The organism is Saccharothrix deserti, assembly GCF_009769385.1.
GTDB classification, from domain to species: domain Bacteria; phylum Actinomycetota; class Actinomycetes; order Mycobacteriales; family Pseudonocardiaceae; genus Actinosynnema; species Actinosynnema deserti.
Genome location: NZ_ML775961.1, coordinates 136,469 through 159,348, shown reverse-complemented (window position 1 = coordinate 159,348; position 22,880 = coordinate 136,469). Strand labels below are relative to the sequence as shown.

Genomic DNA, 22,880 nt, shown 5'->3' with positions numbered 1-22,880 from the left:
AGTGATCTGGTCCGAACAGTTGAACAGGCTGCGGAACCAGTGCCACCATGACGCGTTCCCCGGTTTCCGGGTGTATTCGCATACTGGCCGGTGCGCCAGGACTTGTCCACCCCGGGCCGGGCACCGACCAGTCGACAAAACAGTGTTGACAGCTCCGGGGGCGGTCCGTAGCGTCCGAACCATCGAGCAGCACGACACCTGGGTCCTGTCACCACGGTACCAATGTCCGCGATGCACCCACCGCATTCGTGACCGCAGGAACATCGCATTTTCACCAAGACGGCGGTACGCAGACCGATATCGGAGGACACCGCCGAACCGGCTTCAGCGACCGAAACGTCAGGGGAGTTCGCAGTCCGTGAATATCCTTCTGCTGTCACCTCTCTACCACCCCTATGTGGGCGGCGCCGAAACGCACACCCGGCTGCTGGCGGAAGGACTCGTCGCGCTGCGGCACGACGTCTCGGTGATCACCGACCGGGGCTACGCGGACCAGCCTCGCACGCAGACCCACCACGGCGTCCGGATCGCCCGGACGACGGCGTTCGGGTTCCCCGACCCGCGGTCCCGCGAGAGCGTGCGCTGGGAGGTGGGCCTGCTCGACCTGCTCCCCGACATCAAGGACTGCCTGGACGTGCTGGTCGGACAGATCACGGGCAGCTTCGACGTCGTCCACGCGCAGGGGCAGGGGGCCTTCCTGTTCGGCGCAGTGGTCGCCGGGGATCTGGACGTGCCGCTCGTCGTCACCTCCCACGAAACACTGCCCTTCGACGACAAGATGGGCAGGTCGCGCTCGGCGGTCCTGCACGAGTTCTCCGCCATCGACAAGGTGGTGGCCGGCAGCGACTTCTTCGTGAAGCAGGCGCTGGCCTCCGGCGTGCACCCGGACAAGATCGCTTTGGTCCCGTACGGCGTGGAGAGCCCGGAACAGGCTGCCGCACCGGTGGACCTGCCCGCCGCCACCAGCCGCGAACCGTTGCGAATAGCTTCGGTAGGCCGATTCAAACCCCGCAAGAACCAGCTCGCCCTGGTCGACGCCGTGCATCGACTGCGCGACGAGGGCATGGACGTCCGGTGCAGCTTGGTGGGACGGTACGACGCCTCCTCCCGCAGCTACTACGAAGAAGTGCGGACCGCCATAGCGGAAAACAACTTGACCGACCACGTCCGGATCTTTTCGGAGCTGGACGACCGGGAACGCGCCCGAGTGCTCTCGGACAGCCACCTCGCCGTGCAACCGGCTCGACACGAAGGTTTCGGACTCGCCGCCCTGGAAACGGTATTGGCGGGGAGGATCACGGTCGCGACACCGAACGAGGGACATCAAGAAACGTTCGGCCGCACTTCACCATTCCTGACCGACGGTTTCTCGGGGGCGAGTCTCGCCACCAAGATCCGCGATGTGGTCACCCATTCCCACAAGTACACCGCCGAGTTGACCCGAACGCGTGAATTGTTCGCTCGGCGCAACAGCGTGCAGCGATCAGCCTCCGGAACCGCTGCCGTCTACCAGGAATCGGTGTCACGCCGGAAGCGGACCAGTCCGATCCACCCGCACCAGTGAGGCCTTTCATGGACGTGCAGCGCGCTCATGACGACATCAGGTTGTCCACAGTGGTCATGACCCATCCCAGGCGGCGCCGACTGGCGGAACTCCTGGTCGAGGCCCACCCGGACCTGCACATCGAGATCGTCTCCGACCCCGAGCCGGACGGTCCCCCCGGCTCGTTCCGCACCGCGCGACGAGCGTGGTCGGCAATACCACCCGACGCCACCCACCACCTCGTCCTCCAGGACGACGTCGAACTCTGCGCCAACTTCGCCTCGGCCGTGCGAACGGTCATCGCCGCCCGCAGCGGCGATGCCATCAGCCTGTTCACGGAGTGGGGGTCCCGAACCTCGCACGGCCTGCGCATCGCGGCCCTGACCGGACGCGCCTGGGCACCGGTCACCGACACCTACGCGCCGTCACAGGGCCTGGTCCTGCCCGCCGACGCGGCACGTGGAGCGGAACACCACCTCACCCGAGCCGAAGCCGAAGCCCTGCCGGACGACCAGGCGCTTCTCGGGTACCTGGACGACATCGACCTGCGTTGCTACGCCGTGCTGCCCAACCTCGTCGAACACCACGACACCGCGAGCCTGGTCGGCAACACGGCGATGGGCCCCCGCCCGTCCGTCTGCTACTTCCCCGACGGCCCTGCCCGGGACGAGGCGGAGCAGTTGGCCGACGGCACGGCCACCACCGTGGACGACTTCGTCCCGTACTTCTCCTGGACCGAGGCGACCGCGTACTTCTGCGTCCGGAACGGGTCCGACCGGTCACCGCGAAAACGACTGCCCGCCGCCGAGGTGTTCCGGCAACGTCGGATCGACCCCCGTGCGGTGGCGCAGGCCTGCACCGACGTCGTGGAACGCGGCGACGGGGAACTGCGGGAGCACATCAACCCCATCCTCCTGCACCAACTGTGGCTGGTAGCCGTCGGACACGGCCTGCGCATCGCCGAAACGAACGGCGGCACACTTCTCCCACCAAGTTCCCGTGTCGCACACCGCGCCCTCGGCACGCTGGCGCCCGGAGCCCTGCGGCGGTTCCTGCCCCCCAAGCACATGGACCGGCTGCGACAGGCTCTGACCCCGTTCGTGTGGGCGGGAATGCGACACGGAGCCGATCTCCACCCGGTCACGGGTCCCACCCGGCGACAGCCCACCTCGGTGGCGTCCACGAGCCCCGGACGAAACGCGGACCAGACGGCCGCACAACCCCGACCCGACCCGACCTCCGGCCGCACGGCCCTGGTGGTCGCCACCGACCCGCGCACCGCCGTGGGCGGCGTCGCACTCCGACTGCGAGCCCTTGAAGCGGCGCTGGCCGGTGACAGCCCTCCGGTCACCGTCGTACTGGCCTGCGACCAGCGGAGACGGTGCCGCCACCAGTGCTGGGTCGACGCAACCGAGAGGACGCCTCACGACGGGCCCTACTACCTGGCGCGGCGCTGCGGCGAATACGTGCGCTGGTTGGCCGACCACCTCGCGCGCATGGACGTGACCACGGTCATCTGCAGCGAACTCGACTGCTACGGCATCATCCCCGACCTGGTGGACGACGGCCGCTTCCGAGTGATCTGCGATATGCACAACGTGGAGTCCGCGCTGGTCCAGGATCTGGTTGCCGTCGGCAGCGGCCCGCACGGTCGCGGGCAGATCGCCGTTGACGAGATCTCCCAACTGGAACGCGCCGTCGTCGAAACCGCCCACCAGGTCTGGGTACCCAGCGCGAACGATCGCGCCTCCCTGCTGCGGCGGTACACCGTTCGGCACGACCTGGACGTCCAGGTCGTGCCGAACGCGGTTGCCGTCGGCCCCGCGCCGGAGGCAGCGGGCTCGATGTGCCGAGTCACCTTCACCGGCCGCTTGGACTACCTGCCCAACCGCCTGGCCGCCGAATTCCTCGCTCACGAGGTCGTGCCGACCCTGCGTCGCCACGGCGTCGACCTGCCAGTGGTCGTGGCCGGCGCGAACCCGGACGCGGAGTTGGCCCAACGCCTCAAGGACGCGAACGTGCGACTGGTGGCCAATCCGGTGTCCACCCACGACCTCATCCGCGACAGCGTGCTCGTGCTCCCCCTGCAGTTGGGAGGAGGCAGCCGACTGAAGGTGCTCGAGGCCTTCGCGCTGGGCGCACCGGTCGTCTCCACCCGAAAAGGAGTCGAAGGCCTGGACGTGCGTGCCGGCGAACACTTCCTCGATGCCGAATCGGCGGACGACATCGCCCGAGCAGTCGCCGCCGTCGCCGGCAACCCCGACCTGCGGCACCGCCTCGTCGACACCGCCAGACGCCTGGTGGAACGCCGGTACTCCGTAGAGGCCCTGACCACCCACGTCGCAGGACTGCTGGCCGACACCGAACGCACCGCCACCCGAGGAGAGGCAGTCAATGGCTGACCACACCCGGATCGGCTGGTTCCTGGGACACGAAGAACACCAACCTGAAGCCCTCGTCGAACTGGGGCGCCAGGCCGAGGCAGCCGGTTTCCCGGTGTTGATGGTGTCCGACCACCTCCAACCATGGGTGGACGAAGGCGGTGCCGCCGGTTTCGGATGGGCCAGCCTAGGAGCCCTGGCGGCCACCACGAGCCGTGCGACCATCGTTTCAGCCACCGTGTGTCCCAGCTTCCGCTACCACCCCGTACTGGTCGCACAAGCCGCTGCCACCACCAGCCGGCTGTCCGGAGGACGCTACGAACTCGGTCTCGGCACCGGCCAAGCCGTCAACGAGGTCCCCATCTGGGGTCCACTACCCCCGTACCGGGAACGACTGGCCCGCGTCACGGAAGCGTTGAACATCATCGACCCACTCCTGCGCGGCAAGACCGCAGAGAACACAGGACCCTTCTACCCAGTGCGCCCGATGCGCCTGCACAGCACGAGCACAGCACCCGTGCCCGTGTACCTGGCCGCATCAGGTCCACGCTCCGCCGCGGCGGCAGGCCGGTTGACCGACGGCGTCATCACCTCGGTGAAAGACCCCCGAACAACCCGATCGCGCATCGTCGACGTCGCACGACAGGCCGCCGCGGACGCCGGCAGGCGGCCACCTCGAGTACTGCTCACCATGTTCTTCGTCCTGGCCGAAGACGACGACGAGGCGTACGAGGCACTACACGCCTGGCGAGGGATGCGCACGCCACGACGGCTGGAGGAAGGCGATCCGGTGCGGTTGCGCCACGACGCCGACACCCTCGGGCGTGACGGCGTACTCGCTCGCTTCCCGCGGTTCTCAGACCCCGACCAGGTGATGGCACGGTGCCGGACCGTGATCGATGAAATCCGTCCCGACGTGCTGACACTCCAGGTCGCGGCAGTGGACGACACGAAGGCAGTAGAGGCGCTGAGCGTCGTGCCGCGGCAGTTCAGCGGCTGACGACACCCACCCCGCGGCGTTGGGAACACGCGCTCGCGGGTTCGGTGGGCGTGACGGACTTCGTGGGGTACGTGGATGGACCTGCTCGGTCGACGGTGAACCGGCCGAGCACCGCAACACCGTGCTCCGGGTCGTCGTACAGCAATTTCGAGAGCGTTGGGTGGCTCGGGTGGCGAGTTCGACGACCACCCTCGTCGATGACAACGACCCGTTGTCGACGGGCGACGATCATCGGCGTGCTCCTTCCCCGTCTGCAGTGGACGCGGCGTGCAGTTCTGGCGGACGCGCCCGGTGGATGCCCCTTCCGGTGCCCACGTGGGTGAGCCCGGCACGGCGCAGGCTTTCGCCGGGCAGGTGGTTGCGGGTGTCGACCACCACGCTGCCGGTGAGCAGGCTCGCGATCCGCTGCCAGTCCAACGATCGGAACCTGGGCCACTCGGTGAGCAGGACCAGCACGGCAGCGCCTTTGGCCACGTCGTACAGGTCGTCCACGAGCGTCAGTCGTGAGGCCGATGTTTCCGGCAGTTGTTCGGCGGTGCCGCTGACGCCCTCGTCGAACGCGACCAGCTCGGCGCCTTCGTCGGCCAGCAGTTCCGCGACGGCCAGCGCGGGCGATTCGCGCAGATCAGCGGTTCCCGACTTGAAGCTGAGGCCGAGCAGTCCGATCCGGACACCGCCGAGCCTGCCTCCGGCAGCGCTTCGCACCTTGTCGACCACCCGTCGGGGTTGCCGGGCGTTGATCGCTACCGCGGCATCCATCAAGGGCAGCGCCAAGCCCACTTCGGCGGCGGAATACCTGAAGCCCTGGACGTCCTTCGGCAGGCACGGCCCGCCCCAGCCCGGACCGGGGTTGATGAACCCCTCCCCGATCCGCGGGTCGAGGCCCATGGTCTTGACCACCGCGTCGACGTCGGCGCCGACCGATTCACAGAACTCGGCGATCGAGTTGACATAGGACAGCTTCATCGCGAGAAAACTGTTGGCCGCGTACTTGGCCACCTCGGCGCTCGCGGTGTCGGTGAGCACCTCGGGTGCGGCCAACGCCCCGTACAGGTTCGCGACTCGTGCGGCGGCGGCGCGGTCGCCCGAACCGATGACGACCCGATCGGGGTTGAGGAAGTCGCGTACCGCGCTGCCCTCCCGCAGGAACTCGGGATTGCTGACCACGGCGACGTCATCGCGTTCCAGCAACGAGCCGACCCGAACCGCGGTGCCGACCGGCACGGTGGACTTGACCGCCAGCACGACGCCAACCGGGAGGACGTCCCGGATCTCGGCCACCACCGCGTCCATGATGGACACATCCACGGCTCCGTCGGCTCTCATCGGAGTGGGCACGCACAGGAAGACCACTTCCGGGTTGAACGCCGGTCGCGCGACCGCTGCTCGCGCGCCGACGACGAACTCGAGCCGGCCCGAGTCGAGACCAGCGCGCACCAGCCCGGCGAGACGGGGTTCGAGTATGCCGATCCGACCGGCACGCAACTGCTCGACCTTGTTCTCGTCTATGTCGCCGCACACCACTCGATGCCCCAGTGCGGCAAGGCATGCGCTCGTCGTGAGACCTACGTACCCGGCTCCCACCACTGAAATGCGCCGGGCCGATCCGATGTTCGCACCCACACCATTCGATAACGTCATGCGACCACTTCACAAAATGGCAAACCAATACCACGGATGGCCACGACAGCCTCATTCAAGAATACACCGGTGTCCGTTTTCGTCAACAGCTTCAACGCAGCCTCCACAGCGTCGCTCACTTACCGGAAAGGCGACCGGGCGCCCCCTGGGCGGGCATTTCCTCTCACCGGATCCACGATGCCGGGGGATCCTCCGGCCCTCATCACCGGACGAGCGCGGTCAATCGGGCGGTGGACAACCGGTCGCCATGCTCATCGCTCAACACGATCTCGTAGGTGGCGATCGCCCGCCCCAGGTGCAGCGGTTCGGCGACCCCGGTCACCGAACCGCGCCGCACGCTCTTGTGATGGGTGAGGTTGATCTCCAACCCCATCGTGATCCCCATACCGCACTCCCGCGCGTGCAGAGCGGCGCCGATCGAACCGAGCGTCTCGGCCAGGACGCATGAGGCGCCACCGTGCAGCAGGCCGTACGGTTGCCGGTTCCCCTCCACCGGCATTGTCCCCACAACGCGCAGCGGAGCGGCTTCAAGGATGACGATGCCCATGCGCTCGGCCAGTTCGCTGTACCCATTCATACTGGCATGCAACATCGGCTCACCAGGGGAAGACATGTGTGTATTGTAACTTAGTAGCGTTCGAAGACGCGCTGTCCGCGCGACATCCGGAAGAAATTACCGACGATGCCGCGCAGTGCACGATAAGACTATTGACGGTCACCTGGGAAGGGGTTACGTTGTGCGCATCCTGCGGGTGGGCGCAGTCGGCCGGGAAGTTCCGGCGATCATGGCCGAAGATGGTTCCTTGCGGGACCTCTCGACCGTGACAAGAGATATCGACCGAACGTTCCTGGAGAATGACGGGCTGTCTCGCGCCCAGGCTGCGCTCGATTCCGGCGCCCTGGCGGAGCTGCCACAGGAAGGCATCCGGATCGGAGCGCCGTTGCGTCCGGGAAAAATCGTGGGAATCGGCCTCAACTACCGTGACCACGCCATGGAGACCGGCGGATGGCTTCCCGAGGAGCCAGTCGTGTTCCTGAAGGCGGCGGACACCGTCGTCGGGCCGAGCGACCCACTTCTGCTGCCCAGGGGCAGCACCAAGTTGGACTGGGAGGTGGAGCTGGGGGTGGTGATCGGCCGTACCGCGCGCTACCTGGAATCGACGGCGGACGCCGTGCGGTGCATCGCCGGCTACACCATCTCCCACGACGTGTCCGAACGGGAGTTCCAACTGGAGCGCGGCGGGCAGTGGGACAAGGGCAAGAACTGCGAGACGTTCAACCCCCTCGGTCCTTGGTTGGTGACCAGCGACGAGGTCGCGGATCCGCAGAACCTCCGGCTCCGCCTCCGGGTCAACGACGAGCCGCGCCAGACCGGGACCACGGCGGACATGATCTTCCCCGTGGCCGAGGTGATCCGCTATCTCAGCCAGTTCATGGTGCTCTACCCCGGTGACCTCGTGAACACGGGAACTCCGGCGGGTGTCGCGTTGGGCATGCCCGACCCGAAGGCGTACCTGCGGGTCGGCGACGTCGTGGAGCTGGAGATCGACGGACTGGGTCGTCAGCGACAGGTGGTGGCGGCGGCGGAATGAGCTTCCCGGTATGGGTTGGCGGCATCCGTCAACCCATACCGGATGAGCTCTTGGCCGTGCCCGTCGCCCCGTGTTCGAGGGCAATGGAAGCGATCCCTTCAATCGTCGCGAGCCTTTCGTCGAGCAAGATCTCGTCATCGAGCCGAAGGCCGAACCTGACGTCGAGGAAAGCGATGAGCCGGACGATCCCGAGGGAGTCCAGGTACCCGGCCTCGAGCAGGTCCACGGACCAGGTGAGGCCGGGGTCGTCCGGTGTGACGTTGCCTTCGGCGCGGATGAACCGCTCTACCTCCTGCGCCACGGATCCGATGTCACCGTTCACCGCGTTCTCCTCGATCTGCCGAATCCTTGCCCAGGCCACCACTGTTGACCAGGTACGTCGTCCGGAGCCGTTCGATGATCTTCGGCAGCGTCTCCGGGCCGGTGTTGAGGGCGAGCCGGAAGTGGTTCGGCTCGTGGAAGACCGTCGAGGGCATTGCCAGCACTCCCCGCCGGCGCAACGTCTCGACGTAGGACCAGTCGTCCGCGTCGTGCGGGCAGCGGACGTACACGAACGGCGTGGCCTGGGCGGGTATGACGTCGTACCCGATCTGCGCCAGCTCGGCGCGGACCCGCTGCTGGTCCTGGCGCAGGCTGGTCTGGTCCGGCACCATGTCCGCTACCTCCGCGACGAGGTGCTGCATCAGCGCGGTCGGGGCGCAGGTCCCGGTGGCCCGCAACGCGCGATCCACTCGGCGCCGGTCCTCCGCTGAACGCAGCCCTTCCCCCAGCGCGAGGTAGCCGGTCCGTTGACCTTGCAGCGACCACGCCTTCCCGTAGGAGTAGATGCTGACCGTGTCGGGATAGTGGGCCATGGGCAGCGCGAGAGCAGTGTCCGGGTGCCAGACGAGATCTCGGTGCACCTCGTCACTGATGAGGAGCACGCGCCGGCCACTCCGCCGCGACGCTCCCTTCAGGACGTTCGCGAGTTCGCTGAGCGCCTGCGCGCTGTGCACCACCCCCGTGGGGCACTGCGGCTGGCTGAGGATGACGCCGCTGGTCGCTGGGCCACACCGTGCGGCGACGGCATCGATGTCGAGCACTTTGCCCGCACCGCACGGGACGGGCACGACCCGCACACCCGCGCGCGTCAGGTAGAGCTCGTAGTCCATCCACCCGGGCACCACCAGCAGCACCTCGTCACCCGGGCGGAAGAACGCGTCGATCGCCACGCTGAGAGCCGCGGTGGCGCCCGGCGTCAGGAACACGTCGGCGAAACCGGTCGGGACGCCTGCTCTCGCGCCGAGTGCCGCGGCCACTTTCCTCCGGACCGCGGTCCGGCCCCCGAACGGTGTGTACTGCAGGTCCGCCTGGTCGACCTCGGCCGCGATCGCCCGCAGTCGGCTCATCGCCCGGTCGTCCCGCGGCACCCGAGGATTGGGGAACGACAGGTCGATCATGTCCGGGAACCACTGCGACGCCCGGTGCAGGGCGGTGAAGCGCTCGAGCGGGGCGAGCGCCGGCGTGGCGGACTCCGGCCGTGCGGCGGCGCGACTCATCACGTGGCCTTCCCTACGCCGTGCTCGTCCCGGACCCGGACTCGATCGAGCTTGCCGGTCGGCCCCCGCGGGATCTCCTCGACGACGACCACCCTCCCGGGCCACAGGTAGTTGGGCATCGTCGCCCGGCAGTGGCCGAGCAGCGCCGCTTCCACGTGCCGGCTGTCGGCGACGGGCGCGACCACAGCAGTGATCACGGGATCTCCGTCCGCGGTCGGATCGGCGAAGACGACCACCTCGCGCAACAGGCCGGAGTCCATCAGCGCGGCCTCGACCTGCGTCGCGCCGAGGCGGTGTCCACGCGACTTGAACTGCTCGTCGCGCCGGCCGACGAAGTACAGCAACCCGTCACTGTCGCGTCGCACGTAGTCGCCCGAGTGAACGACGAACTCCGGCCAGCCGCCGGGTGGTCCGAGTCGGAACGGTCGGAAGACCTCCGCGGTCGCCTCCGGGTCGTCCCAGTACCCCGCGGCGACCGTGGGCCCCCGATGCACGAGCTCACCGACCTCACCGTCGGCACAGGGCCGGCCGGCTGCGTCCAGTACCAGGATCTCCGTCTCCGGGATCGCCCGGCCGATGGAAGTCGGGTGGTCGGCCAGCTCCGCGGGCGGGAGGTAGGTGGAGCGGAACGCCTCGGTGAGGCCGTACATCAGGAAGATCTCGGTGTCGGGGTGAGCCTGCCTGATGCGCTGCAGGACAGCGGGCGGCATCACCCCTCCCGTTGTCGTGAGGTAGCGCAGCGCCGGCAGTGCCCGACTCAGGAAGGGGGCCGACGGCCGGACCAGGGACTCCCAGAGCGGCGGCACACCTGCCAGACCGGTGATCTCATGATCGGCCAGGGCCCGGCAGATGTCCGGCGGGAAGGCCGACCTCGGGATGACGACGCTGCCGCCCGCGTAGAAAGTCGACAGCACCTGGCTCAGCCCGGCGTCGAAGCTCCACGGCAGGACGGCCAACACCCGGTCCCGGGCGGTGAGCGCGAGGTACCGGGCGACGATCCTCGCCCCTGCCACCAGGTTGTCGTGCGTCACCATGACGCCCTTGGGTCTGCCGGTGGAGCCGGAGGTGTACAGGAGCAGGGCCAACTGCCGCCCGATCGGCTCGGGTGGCAACGGCCCCGCCGGCGGCGGCGAGTCGTGCGGTGCCGAAGCGACGTCGAGCACCTCCAGGTCGGGCAGTGGGGCTTCCGACAGCAGGCGCCGCAGCCGGTCGCGGGCTACCAGCACCCGGGCGCCGCTGTTCCGCAGGATGTGGAGGATCTGGGGCGCCTTGAGCTTGTCGCTCACGAGCACGCAAACCGCACCGAGGCGCGCCGCACCGAACAACCAGGTCAGGACGTCCGTGGAGGAGCGGTCGAGCAGAGCGACGCGGTCACCACGCCGAACCCCCAGTCGCTGGAGTGTCGCTGCCCGCGCACGGGCGTGCCGGTGCAGTTCGCCGTAGGTGACCACGGACGCTCCGCGGGTCACGGCCGCAGCATCGCCGCGGGCGCGCGCCGGCAGCGCCAGGAGATCCCACAGGGTGCCCGGCGCCGCGATCGGATCGGCCGGCGCGGTCACTGGTGCGCGACGACGTAGTCGGCCATCTTCCCGATGCAGCTGAAGTTGGAGACGACGAGTTCCTCGTCGGGGATGGAGATCGCGAACTCGCCCTCCAGCCAGACCAGGAGCTCGAGGATCCCCAGGGAGTCGAACCCGGAGAACTCGCGCAGATCCTGGTCCTCGCCGGGCTGTGCCGCTGCCGCCTCCGGGACGATGTCGACGATCCGGGCACGGACGGCTTCTACGACCTTCGAGCGTTCCACCATGACAAGACTCCCCATGCGATGTCGGCAAGAACCAGACGCGGACGGGCCAGTGGGAACAGCCGTGACATCAATTGACCGCCGCACCACGGCAAGCGCGTCACGGACACCGTCGTGGTGCGACGAAGGCCTTTTGTTGACGGACGGCAACGCCGCAGACGCCGAACAGACCTATTCCACCGTGAACCGCTAAACCCCGTCTTTCGACAAGCTACAAGCACACATCCGATTTGTCCACCACATACGTTCCCGAGGTGGCTGCGACTTGGCGCGTCGATGGGAATCAAGCGCATAAGTCCAGCTTATACGCTTCATTCCAGGTCAATTGGGATGGCGACACTATCTGACCGGTACGTCCCGGCCCGACATCGACTTCGTCTTGCCAGCGAGACATGTTGTGACCCGACCGCACGGTACTGGACAGTTGAACGATTTGACATTAAGCGGTTCATCTGGAGGACTGTTGACCAGTTCATCCGGGCTGGGCTACGGTCCCGACGGGGAGGCGAATAACCCTGGGTGATCAATTCACGCGCCCAACCGGAATCCGGGGCACGGCGGCGCGGATTCACGCGCACATCCCGACTGGTGCCGGAATCACGGTTATTCGTGAGGTACACATCGAACGGAGCGGGGGCTACGTTGCGAATTCTTGGCCTGGGTGGGTCCCATCATGATTTCTGCGCCTGCCTGGTTACCGACGGTCGGGTGACGTCCGCCGTCGAAGAGGAACGGATCACCCGGAAGAAATACGGTTACGGATTGGGGCCGCGCCTGCAGCGGTGCGAGGCCGGCGCCTACGTCCTGGCAGAGGGCGGGATCACCGCCGCCGACGTGGACCTGGTCGTGGCGAACGACCTGCTGAACCCGTCGTACGTGCTGCGGTATCAGGACCGCGTGCGCTGGATCGGGCACCACGTGGCACACGCGGCCAGCACGTTCTACACCTCCCCGTTCGAGCGGGCCGCCGTCCTCGTGATGGACGGCCGAGGTTCGGAGCTGACCGTCGACGGGGTGCGGCGCGGTGAGACGATCAGCAGTTACACCGGCGACGCGTCGGGGATCCGGGTCGTGCGCGCCGTCCACGGGCGGCTGGGTGCCGCGGCCCGCGTGCCGGACGAGAGCTACGAGGACTCCGTCGGCTGGCTCTACGAGGCGGTCGCGAAGGCGATCGGTCTGACCACCACCGGCGACGTCGGCGCCCCTGGCAAGGCGATGGGCCTGGCACCGTACGGAACCCGTCGGTACGTCGACGACCTGGCCGCGTTCTACCGCCTGACGGACGGCGAGTTCCGCCAGTCCGCGCAGCAACAGCAGGCGCTCCTGGCGTTCGCGGCGGCGCAGTTGCAGCGGGCCGGCGAGGGCCAGGCTGCGGAGGAGGTGCGGGCGGACCTCGCGTACGCCGTCCAGGCCAACACCGAGCGGATCGTGCTGGAACTGGCTCGTTGGCTGCACCGCGTCACCGGGGAGAAGGCGCTGTGCCTCGCCGGCGGGGTGGCCCTGAACAGCGTCGCGAACTTCAAGATCCTCCAGGAGACCCCTTTCGAGGAGCTGTACGTCGTGCCGGCCGCAGGGGACCACGGCACGGCGATCGGCGCGGCGCTCTACGGTCACCACGACCTCGCCGGCCACCCCTGGGTGCCGGCACCGGAACCGTTCTCCCCCTACCTCGGGCGGCACTACGACGCCGCCCAGATCGACGCCGCCCTGGAGCCGTACCTCGACCGAGTTACGGTGGAGCGAGGGGCGGACGTCGTGCAGCGGACGGCGGAAGACCTCGCGCAGGGCTTGATCGTGGGGTGGTTCCAGGGCCGTTCGGAGGTCGGCCCACGGGCGCTGGGGAACCGGAGCATCTTCGCCGATCCCCGCGACCCGGCGATGAAGGACCGGATCAACGCCAAGGTCAAGCACCGCGAGCCGTTCCGCCCCTTCGCACCGGTGGTCACCGAGGCGAACCAGGCGGCGTTGTTCTCCACCGCCGTTCCTGCCTACTACATGTTGATCGTCCCGCAGGTGAGGGAGTCGGCCCGGCACCGGATCCCGGCCGTGACCCACGTGGACGGTTCGGCCCGGCTCCAGACGGCCAGCCCGGTGCTCAACCCGCGGCTGTGCGACCTGCTGGAGGCGTTCGACCGGCGAACCGGAGTTCCCGTCCTGCTCAACACCTCTTTCAACGACAACGAGGAGCCGATCGTCGAGACGCCCGGGGACGCGATCCGCTGCTTCCTGCGCACCGACCTCGACCGCCTGGTCCTCGGAGACGTGCTCGTGCGCAAAGTGGAGGACCGGTGAACGACTCGCTTGCGACGCCCACGAGCGCACCCACCCTGGCCCGCGACACCTGGGCCGGCCGACGGGTGCTGGTGACCGGGCACAGCGGTTTTGTCGGGTCCTGGCTGAGCACGACGTTGGTGATGCTCGGCGCGAAGGTGACCGGCTTCTCCCTGGACGGGGACGACGACGCCCGCGCCCGGGCGGGGAGCCTCGCGGACCGCGGCGTCCACGGGGTCCGCGGCGACGTGCGCGACTTCGACGCCATCCGCACCGCGATGGCCGACCAGCCCTTCGACGCGGTGTTCCACCTGGCCGGTCAAGCCCTGGTCCGGGTCGGGCTGGAGCAGCCACGCACCACCTTCGCGACGAACGTGGGCGGTTCCGTCAACGTGCTGGAGGCGGCCCGGCTGTGCCGTCCGCCGGTGCTGGTCCACGTCACCTCCGACAAGTGCTACCGCAACCGCGGCTGGGCCTGGCCCTACCGCGAGGTGGACGACCTCGGCGGCGGGGACCCGTACAGCGTCTCGAAGGCCGCCGCCGAGCTGGTCTTCGAGGGCTACGCCGGGCTGTGGCGGGCCGACGGTCTCGGACCCCGTGCGGCATCGGTGCGGTTCGGCAACATCATCGGCGGCGGCGACCGCGCGAACCGCATGGTGCCCAACGCGATCGCCGCCTGCCGCGCCGGTGTCCCGGTGGTCGTGCACCGGCGCCACGCGGTGCGGCCCTGGCAGCACGTCCTCGACGTCGTGCACGGTCTGCTGTTGCTGGCCGACGGCCTCGCGTCCGGCCGGGTCGGCGGCGGCGAGGTGCTGAACTTCGCCCCGCCCGGTGGAGGGGAGCCGGTCGAACTCCTGGCGCGCCTGCTGATCGAAGCCTGGCAGCGGGCGGGCGGCCAGGAGGTGCCGATCGAGGAAGTGGGCGAACGGTTCGCCGAGGAAGCCCTGCTGCGCCTCGACGGGAGCAAAGCGGCGGATGCCCTCGCCTGGACCCACCGCTTCGACCTGGCGAAGTCGGCGGCATCGGTGGTGGCCTGGCACCGGCTCGTGATGGCCGGAGCCGATCCTGCGGACGTCACCGCGATGCAGGTCGGAGACTTCCTCGACGTGGTCGCCGGCTCACGGGCGGGCGCGACGCTGGGAGCCGCCTCGTGAGCCGCCGCCCGCACGCCCTGGTGTTCTCGCGGGAGTACCCCCCGGTGGTCGTCGGCGGCACCAGCACCGCCGCGCGCAACCTGGCCGTCGGCCTCGTCGAGCAGCACTGGGACGTCTCCGTCGTCACCACCGCGCCCGGGGCCGCGGTCGACACGCTGGAGGACCTGGACGGCGTGTCCGTCCAACGGGTCGGCACGGGAAGCGTGTACCAGGCGCGATCAGGCCTGGCTGACGACGCCCTGCGCGTGCACCGGCGGTTGCTGTCCGCCGCCGAGGCGCTCGCCGACGCGCGCGCGGTCGACGCCGTGCTGTTGCCCGACCTCTTCTGCTACCCCGAAGCCGCGCTGCTCGCGCAGCGCCGGGCCGTGCCCCTCGTCAACATCCTGCTCCAGGACTTCCGCGGCATCACGCCGTACGACCGTGACGCCCACCACGTGACGACCGGGGTGTCGGCGCACCACGACCACCTGGTCGCGCTGGAGGAGAAGTCCTACCGGGGAAGCGACCACACCGCCTTCATCAGCCAGGCCCTCAGCGACGCCATCACCGGCTACTACGGCGCGGATGCGCCGCACAGCACGGTGTACCTGGGGGTGGACCCGACGGAGATCGCCGCGGTTCAGGCCGAGGACGGCTGGGCCGTGGCCCGGCGGGAGCTGCTGGCCCGGACCTCGCAGGACCGGCTGCTGGTCGCTGTCGGGCGGCTCGTGCCGGTGAAGGGCTTCGACCACCTCTTGGAGGCGGTGCGGCTGCTCGAACCGCAGGGACCGGGCGGCGCCCACCTCGTGCTGGTCGGAACGGGCCCGGAGGAGACGCACCTGCGCGCCAAGGCGGCCGCGCTCGGGCTGCAGGACCGCGTCACCTTCCTCACCGGGATCCCGCGCCGCGAGGCCATGGGGTGGATGTCGGTGGCCGACGTGGCCGTGGTGCCCAGCCTGTGGGAGTCCTTCTGCTACGTCTGCGCCGAGATGATGGCACTGGGCAGGCCGGTCGTGGCGACCGCCGTGGACTCCCTCCGGGAGCTGTTGCCCGACGAGTCGGTCGGCTACCCGGTCCCGGTCGCCGGGCCGCTCGGCGCGCGCCGGTTGCGTGCCGGCGACTTGGCCGCCCGGATCGAGGAGGCCCTCGCCGATCCTGCCGAGGCGGCCCGCCGGGGAGCAGCCGCGCGCGCCCGCATGCTCGGCACCTTCACCAACGAGCGGTTCGCCCGTGGTATCGCCGCAATCGCGGCCGAGCTCGTGGGAACGCGCTCGTGAGCGCGGCGCCGGCACGGGGCCTCCGGGACACCCTGGCTCAGCTGTGCCACGACGTCGAACCGGTCGAGGACCGGTTCGCGCGGCTGGCCAGGGTGCGGCAACTGACCCTGGCCCGTCCCGCCGGCTCCCTCGGCGCCCTGGAACACGTCATCCGGCAGGTCGCCGCGGTCCGCCGGACCGAGACGCCGGGTCCGCTCGATGCGGTGGTGAGCGTGCTGGCGGCCGATCACGGCGTCGCGCGCCGCGGGACCTCCGCCTACCCGCACGGGCACACGGCACGGGTTCTGGAGTTGATCGCCACCGGCCGCTCGCCCGTCGACGCCCTGGCCCGGCGGCTGCGGGCCAGGGTGGTGCACGCCGACGTGGGGCTGACCCGCCCCATCGGCGACCAGCGGTACAAGGTGGTGGCGGGCACCAGGGACCTCGTGGACGAGGACGCGATGTCCGAACAGGACGTGCCGCGCGCCATCGTCGCCGGTGCCCGCTACACCCGGGAGCGACTGGGTGGAGAGCCGTTGCTGGCCGTGGGCGAGATCGGCGTGGGCAACACGGTGGCGACCGCGGTGCTGGCCTGCCGGCTGCTCGGGACGTCACCGCAAGGGCTGGTCGGAACGGGGTCCGGTATCCACGGGCCGGCCGTGCCGCGCAAGCAGCAGGTGGTCGAGCGGGCGCTCGACCGCGTCGCCGCCCTGCCCGACGACCCCCTGCGCCTGCTCGCGGCCGTCGGCGGCGTCGAGATCGCGGCGAACGTGGGCGTGCTGCTCGCCGCCGCGTCGCAGCGGCGGGTGATCGTCCTGGACGGGGTGATCACGGCCGTGTCCGCGCTGCTGGCCGTCCGCCTCTGCCCTGCGGTGGCGGGCTACCTGGTGGCCGGTCACCAGTCCTCGGAGCCCGCGCACGCCCCGCTGCTGCGGCAGCTCGGGTTGTCTCCGCTGCTCCGCTTGGACCTGCACCTCGGCATGGCCTCCGGTGCCGTCGTGGCGATCGGGGTAGTGAACGACGCCCTGGCCGTCGCAGCGCTCACACCCGCCGCCGACCAGGTCGGGTTGGGGGCCCCGCGATGACCGCCCGCGCCACGCCGCCGGCCGACCGCTGCCTGCCGCCGCTGACCCAGCGGCCACGCGGGGTGGTGTTCGACCTCGACGGAACCCTGGTCGACTCGTGGCACCTGCACCTGGCCTGCCTGCGTGACGCCGCGGCCGCGGTCGGTGGGCGACCGCCCAGCGCCGCGCGGCTCCTCACCGCCCAGCGGCCGACGGACGCCGGCACCGTGCGGGCGCTGGTCGGTGCCGATCACCTTGAACCGGCCCTGCGCGCGTACCAGGAGGCCTTCGCGGCCCGCATCGCCGAACGGCCCGCGGTGGCCGTGCCCGGTGCGGTCGCCCTCGTGCACACCCTGCGGGAGCGGCAGGTGCCACTCGCGGTCTGCACCGGACGCGGCCGGCAGGAGGCGCTGCTGCTGCTGGCCGCCGCGGGCCTGCCCCGGTTGCCCCTGGTGGCTCGGGAGGACTGCACCGAACCGAAGCCGGCACCGGAAGGGCTGCTGCTGGCCATCCACGCCGTGGGACTCCAGGTGAGGCAGTCGCTGTACGTCGGCGACAGCCCGGCCGACGTGGCGCAGGGCGAGGCCGCGGGTGTCGCCACGGTCCTGCTGCCCCCCGGCCACTTGGAAGCCTGCTTCGGGCCGTGGTTGCTGTCGAACGAATGGGAGCTGCCGACATGAGGATCCTGGAAGCGGTCCGCGAACGGGCGCCACGGGCCGAGGCGATCGCGATCGTGACGCCGAGCAGGGCGCGGACGTTCGCCGACCTGTTCGACGCGGTGTCGTCGTTCGCGGCGGAGCTGACCCGCCGACACCCGCCCGGAGAACCGGTCGTGGCCCTGCTCACCGACCCGTTCGCCACCGCGGTCGCGACCCTCGGCTGCGACGCCGCGGGCGTACCGCTGGTCCATCGCGACCCGGCCGTGCCCGGCGTTCCCGGGGAAGCGCTGCTGGGTCAGGCCGACAACCGGCCGGCAGGCAGGCAGTGGCAGCGGCTCGGCGTCGCCGATCTCGCCTTGGCCCCCCGCCGGGCCGCGGAACCCCCACCGGTGTTGCCGGCAGGCGCGCAGGTCTTCCTGACCTCAGGCTCCACCGGGTCACCGGTGGGCGTGGTGCGCGGCGCCGACGCGCTGTTGGCGGACGCCGATCGAGTCGGCCGGTACCTGCGGTACGGGGTGGAGCGCCCGGTGCTCGTGGCAGCACCGGTGTTCCACGTCTACGGCTTCGCGTACGGCCTGCTCGGCCCACTGCTGCACGGCGCCACCGCCCGGCACCACCCGACCCGCTGCGTGCCCTCCCAGCTCGCCAGGGCGGCGCTGGAGCTGGAGGCGCGCACGCTGATCGGGCTGCCGATCCACTACGGCCTGCTCGCCAGGGCGATCTCCACCGCAGACGGTGCCCCGGAGTTCGCCGGGGTCGAGCGGGCGGTGTCCGCCGGTGGTCCCCTCGGCCCCGGGGTGGCGGCCGCGGTGGCCCGGCACACGTCCTTCACCCTCTTCAACTGCTACGGCTCGTCCGAAGCCGGTGCGGTGACCCTCAGCCCGACCACGGGGGACGAGCCGGAAGGGGACATCGGCGAGCCGCTGCCCGGCGTGGCGGCACGGACGCTCTACGACGGCCCTGAGCCACAAGAGCTGCTGGTGCGCAGTGACGCGCTGGCGCACGGCCGGATCCGGATGGACGAGGGCGGCGCGACGGTGGTGCCGCTCCCGCTCCAGGACGGCTGGTACCGCACCGGGGACCTCGCCCGGTCCGCGACCGGGAGGCGCATCCAGCTGGCCGGACGTGCCGACGCGGTCATCAACGTGGGCGGCGCGCGGGTGAACCCGTTGGAGATCGAGACGATCTTGGCGTCCCACCCGGACGTGCTCGACGTGCACGTCCGCGGGGAGTCCGACAGCGCCAGGGGCCAGGTCCCGGTCGCCAGGGTCGTCCTGCGGGAAGGCACGCGGACCGGCCCGCTGGTGCTGTGGTGTCGCCAACGGTTGGCACCTCACCTGGTGCCGAGGCGGATCGACGCGGTGCCCTCCATCACGCGCACCGCTACGGGAAAGGTCGCGGCGGTCGACGGAACTCACGCACCGGAGCGGGGAGATCATGACTGACAGCACTGGCCGATACCCCTTGTGGGAACTGCTCTCACCCCCCAGCACCTGGGGCGCCCCGGAGCGCACCGCGTTGCGCGCGGAGGGAACCCGCGTGCTCTACGCCGACGGCGCCTGGCGCCTGTGCGCCACGAGCGGGCTGTGGAACGTCAACCTCGGCTACCACAATCGACGGATCGTCGAGGCGATCACCGACGCGCTCGGGGAGACCGCCTACTTCACGCTGTTCCGCGGCACCCACCGATGGGCCGTCGAGGCGGCGGAAACGCTCGTGCGCCTGGCGGGCGCGGAGGCGTTCGGGCGGGTGGCCTTCGCCACCTCCGGCGGTGCCGCCAACGACCTGGTGATGAAGGTCGCGCGCCAGTACTGGGCGCTGCGCCGGCAGTTCCGCCGCCGCGTGGTGGTAGGGCTCACCGGCAGCTACCACGGCCTGACCTACGGCAGCCACGCGCTGACGGGCATGTCCCTGGCGCAGTCGTACTACAGCGTCGACACCAGCCTGGTCCGACACGTCGCCCACGACGACCCGGCGGAGCTGAAGGAGCTGCTGGAGCGCGAGGGCGACACCATCGCGGCCGTCGTCGTGGAGCCGGTGCTGGGCACAGGCGCCCGCACCGTCCCGGACGCGATGCTGCGGGCGCTGCAAGAACTACGCCGCCGGCACGGCTTCTTGCTGGTCGCGGACGAGGTGGCGACCGGGTTCGGCCGGACCGGGCCTTACTTCGCCTCCGCCCGGTGGGAGGGTGCGCCGGACATGCTGGTGATGTCGAAGGCGCTGACCAACGGCACCTGCGCGGCAGCTGCCGTCCTGGTGTCCCACGAGATCTGCGCCGCCTTCGAGCGCGGTGACGCCGTGCTGACGCACGGGGAGACCCAGGCCGGCTCACCGGCGACCTGCGCGGCCATCCTGGCGACCGTCGCGGAGATGGAGCGCCTGCAGGCGGTCCGCCGCGGCACCGAGGTCGCGGCCCGGTTGGACGCCCTGCTGGGTGGGCTGGCCGCGATCCCGATCGTCGCCGGGTCCGACGGCGCCGGCTGCTTCCGGGCGGTCCGGCTCGCCCAGGACGGCGAGCAGCTGTCCGACCGGACCGTCGCGGACATCGTCGAACGCGTCCGCGGCGCGGGCGTCGTGGTCTCGGCCGGTCCGAGCTGCCTGCAACTGGCTCCGGCGCTGATCTACAGCGACGAGGACGTCGAGCAGCTGTCCGCGGTCCTGCACACCGTCCTGGCCGAAGTCGCAGACGAGCGCTCCGCCGCGGTGGTGGCGCGATGACGGAGGCCACCTCGACTCACCCGGTGGTCTACCCCGCCCCCTGGTCGACCCCGCGCCGCCCGCCCGCGGAGTACGTCACCGGGCCGGTCATCCGTCGCTGCCGGATCCTCTACGGCGGCACCGGTTGGCTGGTTACCGGCATGGCCGCCGCCCGCGCGGTGCTGGCGGACAGCGAGACCTTCAGCTCCGACACCACCCGGCCGGAGTTCCCGCGCGTTCCGCTCGCCTCGAAGCGGTCGATCCCCGGTCACTTCCTGATGATGGACCCGCCCGAGCACACCCGCCTGCGGCGGCTCGTCGCCACCGAGTTGAGCCCCGGCCGCAGCCGCGCGCGGACGGCCGCGGTCACCGAGGTCGCCAACACGCTGGTCGACGAACTGGTCGCCGCGGGCCGAGGTGCGGACCTGGTCGAGACGGTCGCGGGGCCGCTGGCCGCCCTGAACGCCGCGACCGTGTTCGGGACCCCGGTCGCCGACACCGGCTTGTTCACTTCGATCGCCCGCCGGTTGCAGCGCCACGACGCCACCGCGGCGCAGCGGACCGCCGCCAGCGGCGAGCTGAACCGCTACTTCGCCCGGGCGATCCCGGCAGCGCGCGACTCGACCTCGCAGAACCTGCTCCGCGTGCTGGCGACCGCGCTCGACGACGGCTTCGAGCTCGACGAGCTGATCGGAGTCGCGAACCTGACCTCCCTCGCCGGGTTGGAGACCATGGCCGGGCTGCTGTCACTGACCCTGCTCTCCCTGTTCGAGCACCCGGACCAGGGCGACCTGGTGCGGGCGGACCCGCGGGCGTGGGCCGGCCCGGCCGTGAACGAGGCGCTGCGCTACTGGACCCTGGTGCAACACGGTGTCGTCCGCGTCGCGACCCGTGGCACGGTCGTCGCCGGCCAATCGATCCAGGCCGGTGAAGCCCTCCTGATCAGCCTGCCGGCCGCCAACCGGGACAGCGCCGTGTACGACCGCCCGCACGACTTCGACCTGACCCGCGACGCGCGTCAGCACCTCGCCTTCGGCCACGGAACCCACCGGTGCCTCGGTGCGCCCATCGCAACGGCCCAGGTCGAGCTGGCGGTGACCGCCCTGCTCACCCGCCTGCCGGACCTACGGCTGGCGTGCGCATCGCGCGACCTCTCGTTCCTCGACGACATGTTCATCTACGGCCTGCGCCGGCTGCCGGTGACCTGGTGACCGCCCGCCGACCCGCGGGCCGTCCGATCGCCGCACGACACGGAAGGAGTTCCCGGTGACTACGCGACCAGTGGAACAGGAACCGCCCGTCACGCTCGTGAACGGCTTCGTCCCCGTCATCGACCTGGGTCTCCCGCTGCCGCCGTCGTCGCCGCGCCGGCGGCTCGTCGCCGACGCGATCGACCGGGCCTGTCAGACCAGCGGGTTCCTGGTCGTCCTCGGTCACGGGGTGCCGGACGACCTGGTCAACCGCCTGTACGCGGCGGCGCGGGAGTTCTTCGCCCTGCCGGTCGAGGCGAAGCGGGCGATCGCGGCTGACCCGACCGACACCCTGCAGCGCGGTTGGGAGAGCTACCTGTTCATGGAGAAGTTCTGCGCCCTGCGGCTCGGTGAGGAGGCCGGCACCCCGGTGACGGACCGCTTCGGGCTGACGGCGCCCAACCGCTGGCCGGAGCTGGCCGGGTTCCGCGAGGTCTTCCTGGAGTACTACCGGGCGATGGAGGACCTCGCGATGGAGCTGATGCGGCTGCTCGCCCTCTCACTGGACCTGCCGGAGGACTGGTTCGACGACAAGTTCACCGACCACCTGTCGCCGTGCGCCCTGAACTACTACGTTCCGCAGTCCCGGGTCGCGCCGGGGACGCTGCGCAACAACCCGCACACCGACATGGGCACGCTCACCATCCTCTACCAGGACGGCGCTCCCGGCGGTCTGCAGGTGCGGGGCCAGGACGGCGAGTGGCTGGACGTTCCGGCGATCCCCCGGTCCTTCGTGATCAACCTCGGTCGGCTGATGAGCCGGTGGACCAACGGGCGGCTCACCAGCACGGTGCACCGGGTGGTCAACCCGCCGGAGGAGCTGGCGCACCTGGACCGCATCTCCATCCCGTTCTTCCACCAGCCGTCGCCGGACGCCCTGATCGAATGCGTTCCCACCTGTGCGGACGAGGAAAACCCGCCTGAGCACGAGCCGATCCTGATGGGGGACTACTTCGTCGCGCGCTCCCGCCGCCTGTTCGTCCAGCGCCGGATGTCCGGGCCGAACGGCGAGCTGCCGAAGGGGGTCGACCTGCTGTGAGCCGGGCGGAGC

At 70.3% G+C, this 22,880-nt stretch carries 19 protein-coding genes; 13 read left to right on the top strand and 6 right to left on the bottom strand.

The window, feature by feature from the left end; translation table 11 throughout:
- Position 1: 1 nt before the first annotated feature.
- The 3 genes from FM051_RS05520 to FM051_RS05510 are packed head-to-tail and all read left to right on the top strand — an operon-like array spanning position 2 to position 4,924.
- Positions 2 to 1,564 carry a glycosyltransferase family 4 protein gene (locus tag FM051_RS05520; RefSeq protein ID WP_338019456.1) on the top strand — a complete coding sequence of 521 codons (1,563 nt, stop codon included), beginning with the start codon at positions 2 to 4 and terminating at the stop codon, positions 1,562 to 1,564.
- Positions 1,565 to 1,620: 56 nt separating this feature from the next.
- The gene (locus FM051_RS05515; RefSeq protein WP_158841328.1) at positions 1,621 to 3,945 is read left to right on the top strand and encodes a glycosyltransferase family 4 protein; all 2,325 of its coding nucleotides are present in this window, start codon (positions 1,621 to 1,623) and stop codon (positions 3,943 to 3,945) included.
- On the top strand, positions 3,938 to 4,924 hold the full coding sequence (locus FM051_RS05510; protein WP_158841326.1) for an LLM class flavin-dependent oxidoreductase: 987 nt from the start codon (positions 3,938 to 3,940) through the stop codon (positions 4,922 to 4,924). Before FM051_RS05515 ends, FM051_RS05510 begins: the two co-directional genes overlap by 8 nt.
- A 228-nt stretch (positions 4,925 to 5,152) precedes the next feature.
- Here FM051_RS05510 and FM051_RS05505 read toward each other — a convergent pair whose 3' ends face one another.
- Both FM051_RS05505 and FM051_RS05500 read right to left on the bottom strand, forming a co-directional pair.
- The gene (locus tag FM051_RS05505; protein WP_158841324.1) at positions 5,153 to 6,565 is read right to left on the bottom strand and encodes a UDP-glucose dehydrogenase family protein; all 1,413 of its coding nucleotides are present in this window, start codon (positions 6,563 to 6,565) and stop codon (positions 5,153 to 5,155) included.
- A 202-nt stretch (positions 6,566 to 6,767) separates the two neighbouring features.
- Positions 6,768 to 7,142: a hotdog fold thioesterase gene (locus FM051_RS05500; RefSeq protein ID WP_420803572.1), complete on the bottom strand. Its 375-nt coding sequence runs from the start codon at positions 7,140 to 7,142 to the stop codon at positions 6,768 to 6,770.
- 160 nt (positions 7,143 to 7,302) lie between these two features.
- Here FM051_RS05500 and FM051_RS05495 point away from each other — a divergent pair, with 160 nt between their 5' ends.
- The gene (locus FM051_RS05495) at positions 7,303 to 8,157 is read left to right on the top strand and encodes a fumarylacetoacetate hydrolase family protein (protein WP_158841322.1); all 855 of its coding nucleotides are present in this window, start codon (positions 7,303 to 7,305) and stop codon (positions 8,155 to 8,157) included.
- A 28-nt stretch (positions 8,158 to 8,185) separates the two neighbouring features.
- Here the strand turns inward: FM051_RS05495 and FM051_RS05490 are convergent, their stop codons facing one another.
- From FM051_RS05490 to FM051_RS05475, 4 genes are read right to left on the bottom strand one after another with little or no spacing between them, the layout of a single operon-like run.
- Entirely contained in the window at positions 8,186 to 8,479 is a 294-nt protein-coding gene (locus tag FM051_RS05490) for a phosphopantetheine-binding protein (protein ID WP_158841320.1), read from the bottom strand.
- On the bottom strand, positions 8,469 to 9,695 hold the full coding sequence (locus tag FM051_RS05485) for an aminotransferase class I/II-fold pyridoxal phosphate-dependent enzyme (RefSeq protein ID WP_238412191.1): 1,227 nt from the start codon (positions 9,693 to 9,695) through the stop codon (positions 8,469 to 8,471). The genes FM051_RS05490 and FM051_RS05485 overlap by 11 nt, the downstream gene beginning before the upstream one ends.
- Positions 9,695 to 11,254 carry an AMP-binding protein gene (locus tag FM051_RS05480; protein WP_274383483.1) on the bottom strand — a complete coding sequence of 520 codons (1,560 nt, stop codon included), beginning with the start codon at positions 11,252 to 11,254 and terminating at the stop codon, positions 9,695 to 9,697. Before FM051_RS05480 ends, FM051_RS05485 begins: the two co-directional genes overlap by 1 nt.
- Positions 11,251 to 11,502 carry an acyl carrier protein gene (locus FM051_RS05475; protein ID WP_158841314.1) on the bottom strand — a complete coding sequence of 84 codons (252 nt, stop codon included), beginning with the start codon at positions 11,500 to 11,502 and terminating at the stop codon, positions 11,251 to 11,253. Before FM051_RS05475 ends, FM051_RS05480 begins: the two co-directional genes overlap by 4 nt.
- A 516-nt stretch (positions 11,503 to 12,018) precedes the next feature.
- On the opposite strand from FM051_RS05475, the gene FM051_RS05470 reads away from it, so the two are divergent.
- From FM051_RS05470 to FM051_RS05430, 9 genes are read left to right on the top strand one after another with little or no spacing between them, the layout of a single operon-like run.
- Entirely contained in the window at positions 12,019 to 13,791 is a 1,773-nt protein-coding gene (locus FM051_RS05470; protein WP_338019455.1) for a carbamoyltransferase family protein, read from the top strand.
- Positions 13,788 to 14,924, top strand: coding sequence for a CDP-glucose 4,6-dehydratase (gene rfbG / locus FM051_RS05465; protein WP_158841310.1), 1,137 nt, complete (start codon positions 13,788 to 13,790; stop codon positions 14,922 to 14,924). The genes FM051_RS05470 and rfbG overlap by 4 nt, the downstream gene beginning before the upstream one ends.
- Positions 14,921 to 16,180, top strand: a complete 1,260-nt coding sequence (locus tag FM051_RS05460; RefSeq protein WP_158841308.1) for a glycosyltransferase family 4 protein — start codon at positions 14,921 to 14,923, stop codon at positions 16,178 to 16,180. The genes rfbG and FM051_RS05460 overlap by 4 nt, the downstream gene beginning before the upstream one ends.
- Positions 16,177 to 17,244, top strand: coding sequence for a nicotinate-nucleotide--dimethylbenzimidazole phosphoribosyltransferase (locus FM051_RS05455; protein WP_158841306.1), 1,068 nt, complete (start codon positions 16,177 to 16,179; stop codon positions 17,242 to 17,244). The genes FM051_RS05460 and FM051_RS05455 overlap by 4 nt, the downstream gene beginning before the upstream one ends.
- Positions 17,241 to 17,903, top strand: a complete 663-nt coding sequence (locus tag FM051_RS05450; protein ID WP_158841304.1) for an HAD family hydrolase — start codon at positions 17,241 to 17,243, stop codon at positions 17,901 to 17,903. Before FM051_RS05455 ends, FM051_RS05450 begins: the two co-directional genes overlap by 4 nt.
- Positions 17,900 to 19,327 (top strand): class I adenylate-forming enzyme family protein, encoded by a 1,428-nt coding sequence (locus FM051_RS05445; RefSeq protein ID WP_158841302.1) that lies wholly within the window; start codon positions 17,900 to 17,902, stop codon positions 19,325 to 19,327. Before FM051_RS05450 ends, FM051_RS05445 begins: the two co-directional genes overlap by 4 nt.
- Positions 19,320 to 20,600, top strand: a complete 1,281-nt coding sequence (gene mpaD, locus FM051_RS05440; RefSeq protein WP_158841300.1) for a daptide-type RiPP biosynthesis aminotransferase — start codon at positions 19,320 to 19,322, stop codon at positions 20,598 to 20,600. The genes FM051_RS05445 and mpaD overlap by 8 nt, the downstream gene beginning before the upstream one ends.
- Entirely contained in the window at positions 20,597 to 21,790 is a 1,194-nt protein-coding gene (locus FM051_RS05435) for a cytochrome P450 (protein ID WP_158841298.1), read from the top strand. Before mpaD ends, FM051_RS05435 begins: the two co-directional genes overlap by 4 nt.
- Positions 21,791 to 21,845: 55 nt before the next feature.
- Positions 21,846 to 22,868, top strand: a complete 1,023-nt coding sequence (locus FM051_RS05430; protein WP_202918694.1) for an isopenicillin N synthase family dioxygenase — start codon at positions 21,846 to 21,848, stop codon at positions 22,866 to 22,868.
- Positions 22,869 to 22,880 lie beyond the last annotated feature (12 nt).

What these genes read in the sequence shown, in the direction of transcription:
- FM051_RS05435 (WP_158841298.1), top strand. Translation starts at nt 20,597, where the DNA reads ATGACGGAGGCCACCTCGACTCACCCGGTGGTCTACCCCGCCCCCTGG.
- FM051_RS05485 (WP_238412191.1), bottom strand. Translation starts at nt 9,695, where the DNA reads ATGAGTCGCGCCGCCGCACGGCCGGAGTCCGCCACGCCGGCGCTCGCC.
- FM051_RS05475 (WP_158841314.1), bottom strand. Translation starts at nt 11,502, where the DNA reads ATGGTGGAACGCTCGAAGGTCGTAGAAGCCGTCCGTGCCCGGATCGTC.
- FM051_RS05505 (WP_158841324.1), bottom strand. Translation starts at nt 6,565, where the DNA reads ATGACGTTATCGAATGGTGTGGGTGCGAACATCGGATCGGCCCGGCGC.
- FM051_RS05515 (WP_158841328.1), top strand. Translation starts at nt 1,621, where the DNA reads ATGACCCATCCCAGGCGGCGCCGACTGGCGGAACTCCTGGTCGAGGCC.
- mpaD (WP_158841300.1), top strand. Translation starts at nt 19,320, where the DNA reads ATGACTGACAGCACTGGCCGATACCCCTTGTGGGAACTGCTCTCACCC.
- FM051_RS05510 (WP_158841326.1), top strand. Translation starts at nt 3,938, where the DNA reads ATGGCTGACCACACCCGGATCGGCTGGTTCCTGGGACACGAAGAACAC.
- FM051_RS05445 (WP_158841302.1), top strand. Translation starts at nt 17,900, where the DNA reads ATGAGGATCCTGGAAGCGGTCCGCGAACGGGCGCCACGGGCCGAGGCG.
- FM051_RS05450 (WP_158841304.1), top strand. Translation starts at nt 17,241, where the DNA reads ATGACCGCCCGCGCCACGCCGCCGGCCGACCGCTGCCTGCCGCCGCTG.
- FM051_RS05500 (WP_420803572.1), bottom strand. Translation starts at nt 7,142, where the DNA reads ATGAATGGGTACAGCGAACTGGCCGAGCGCATGGGCATCGTCATCCTT.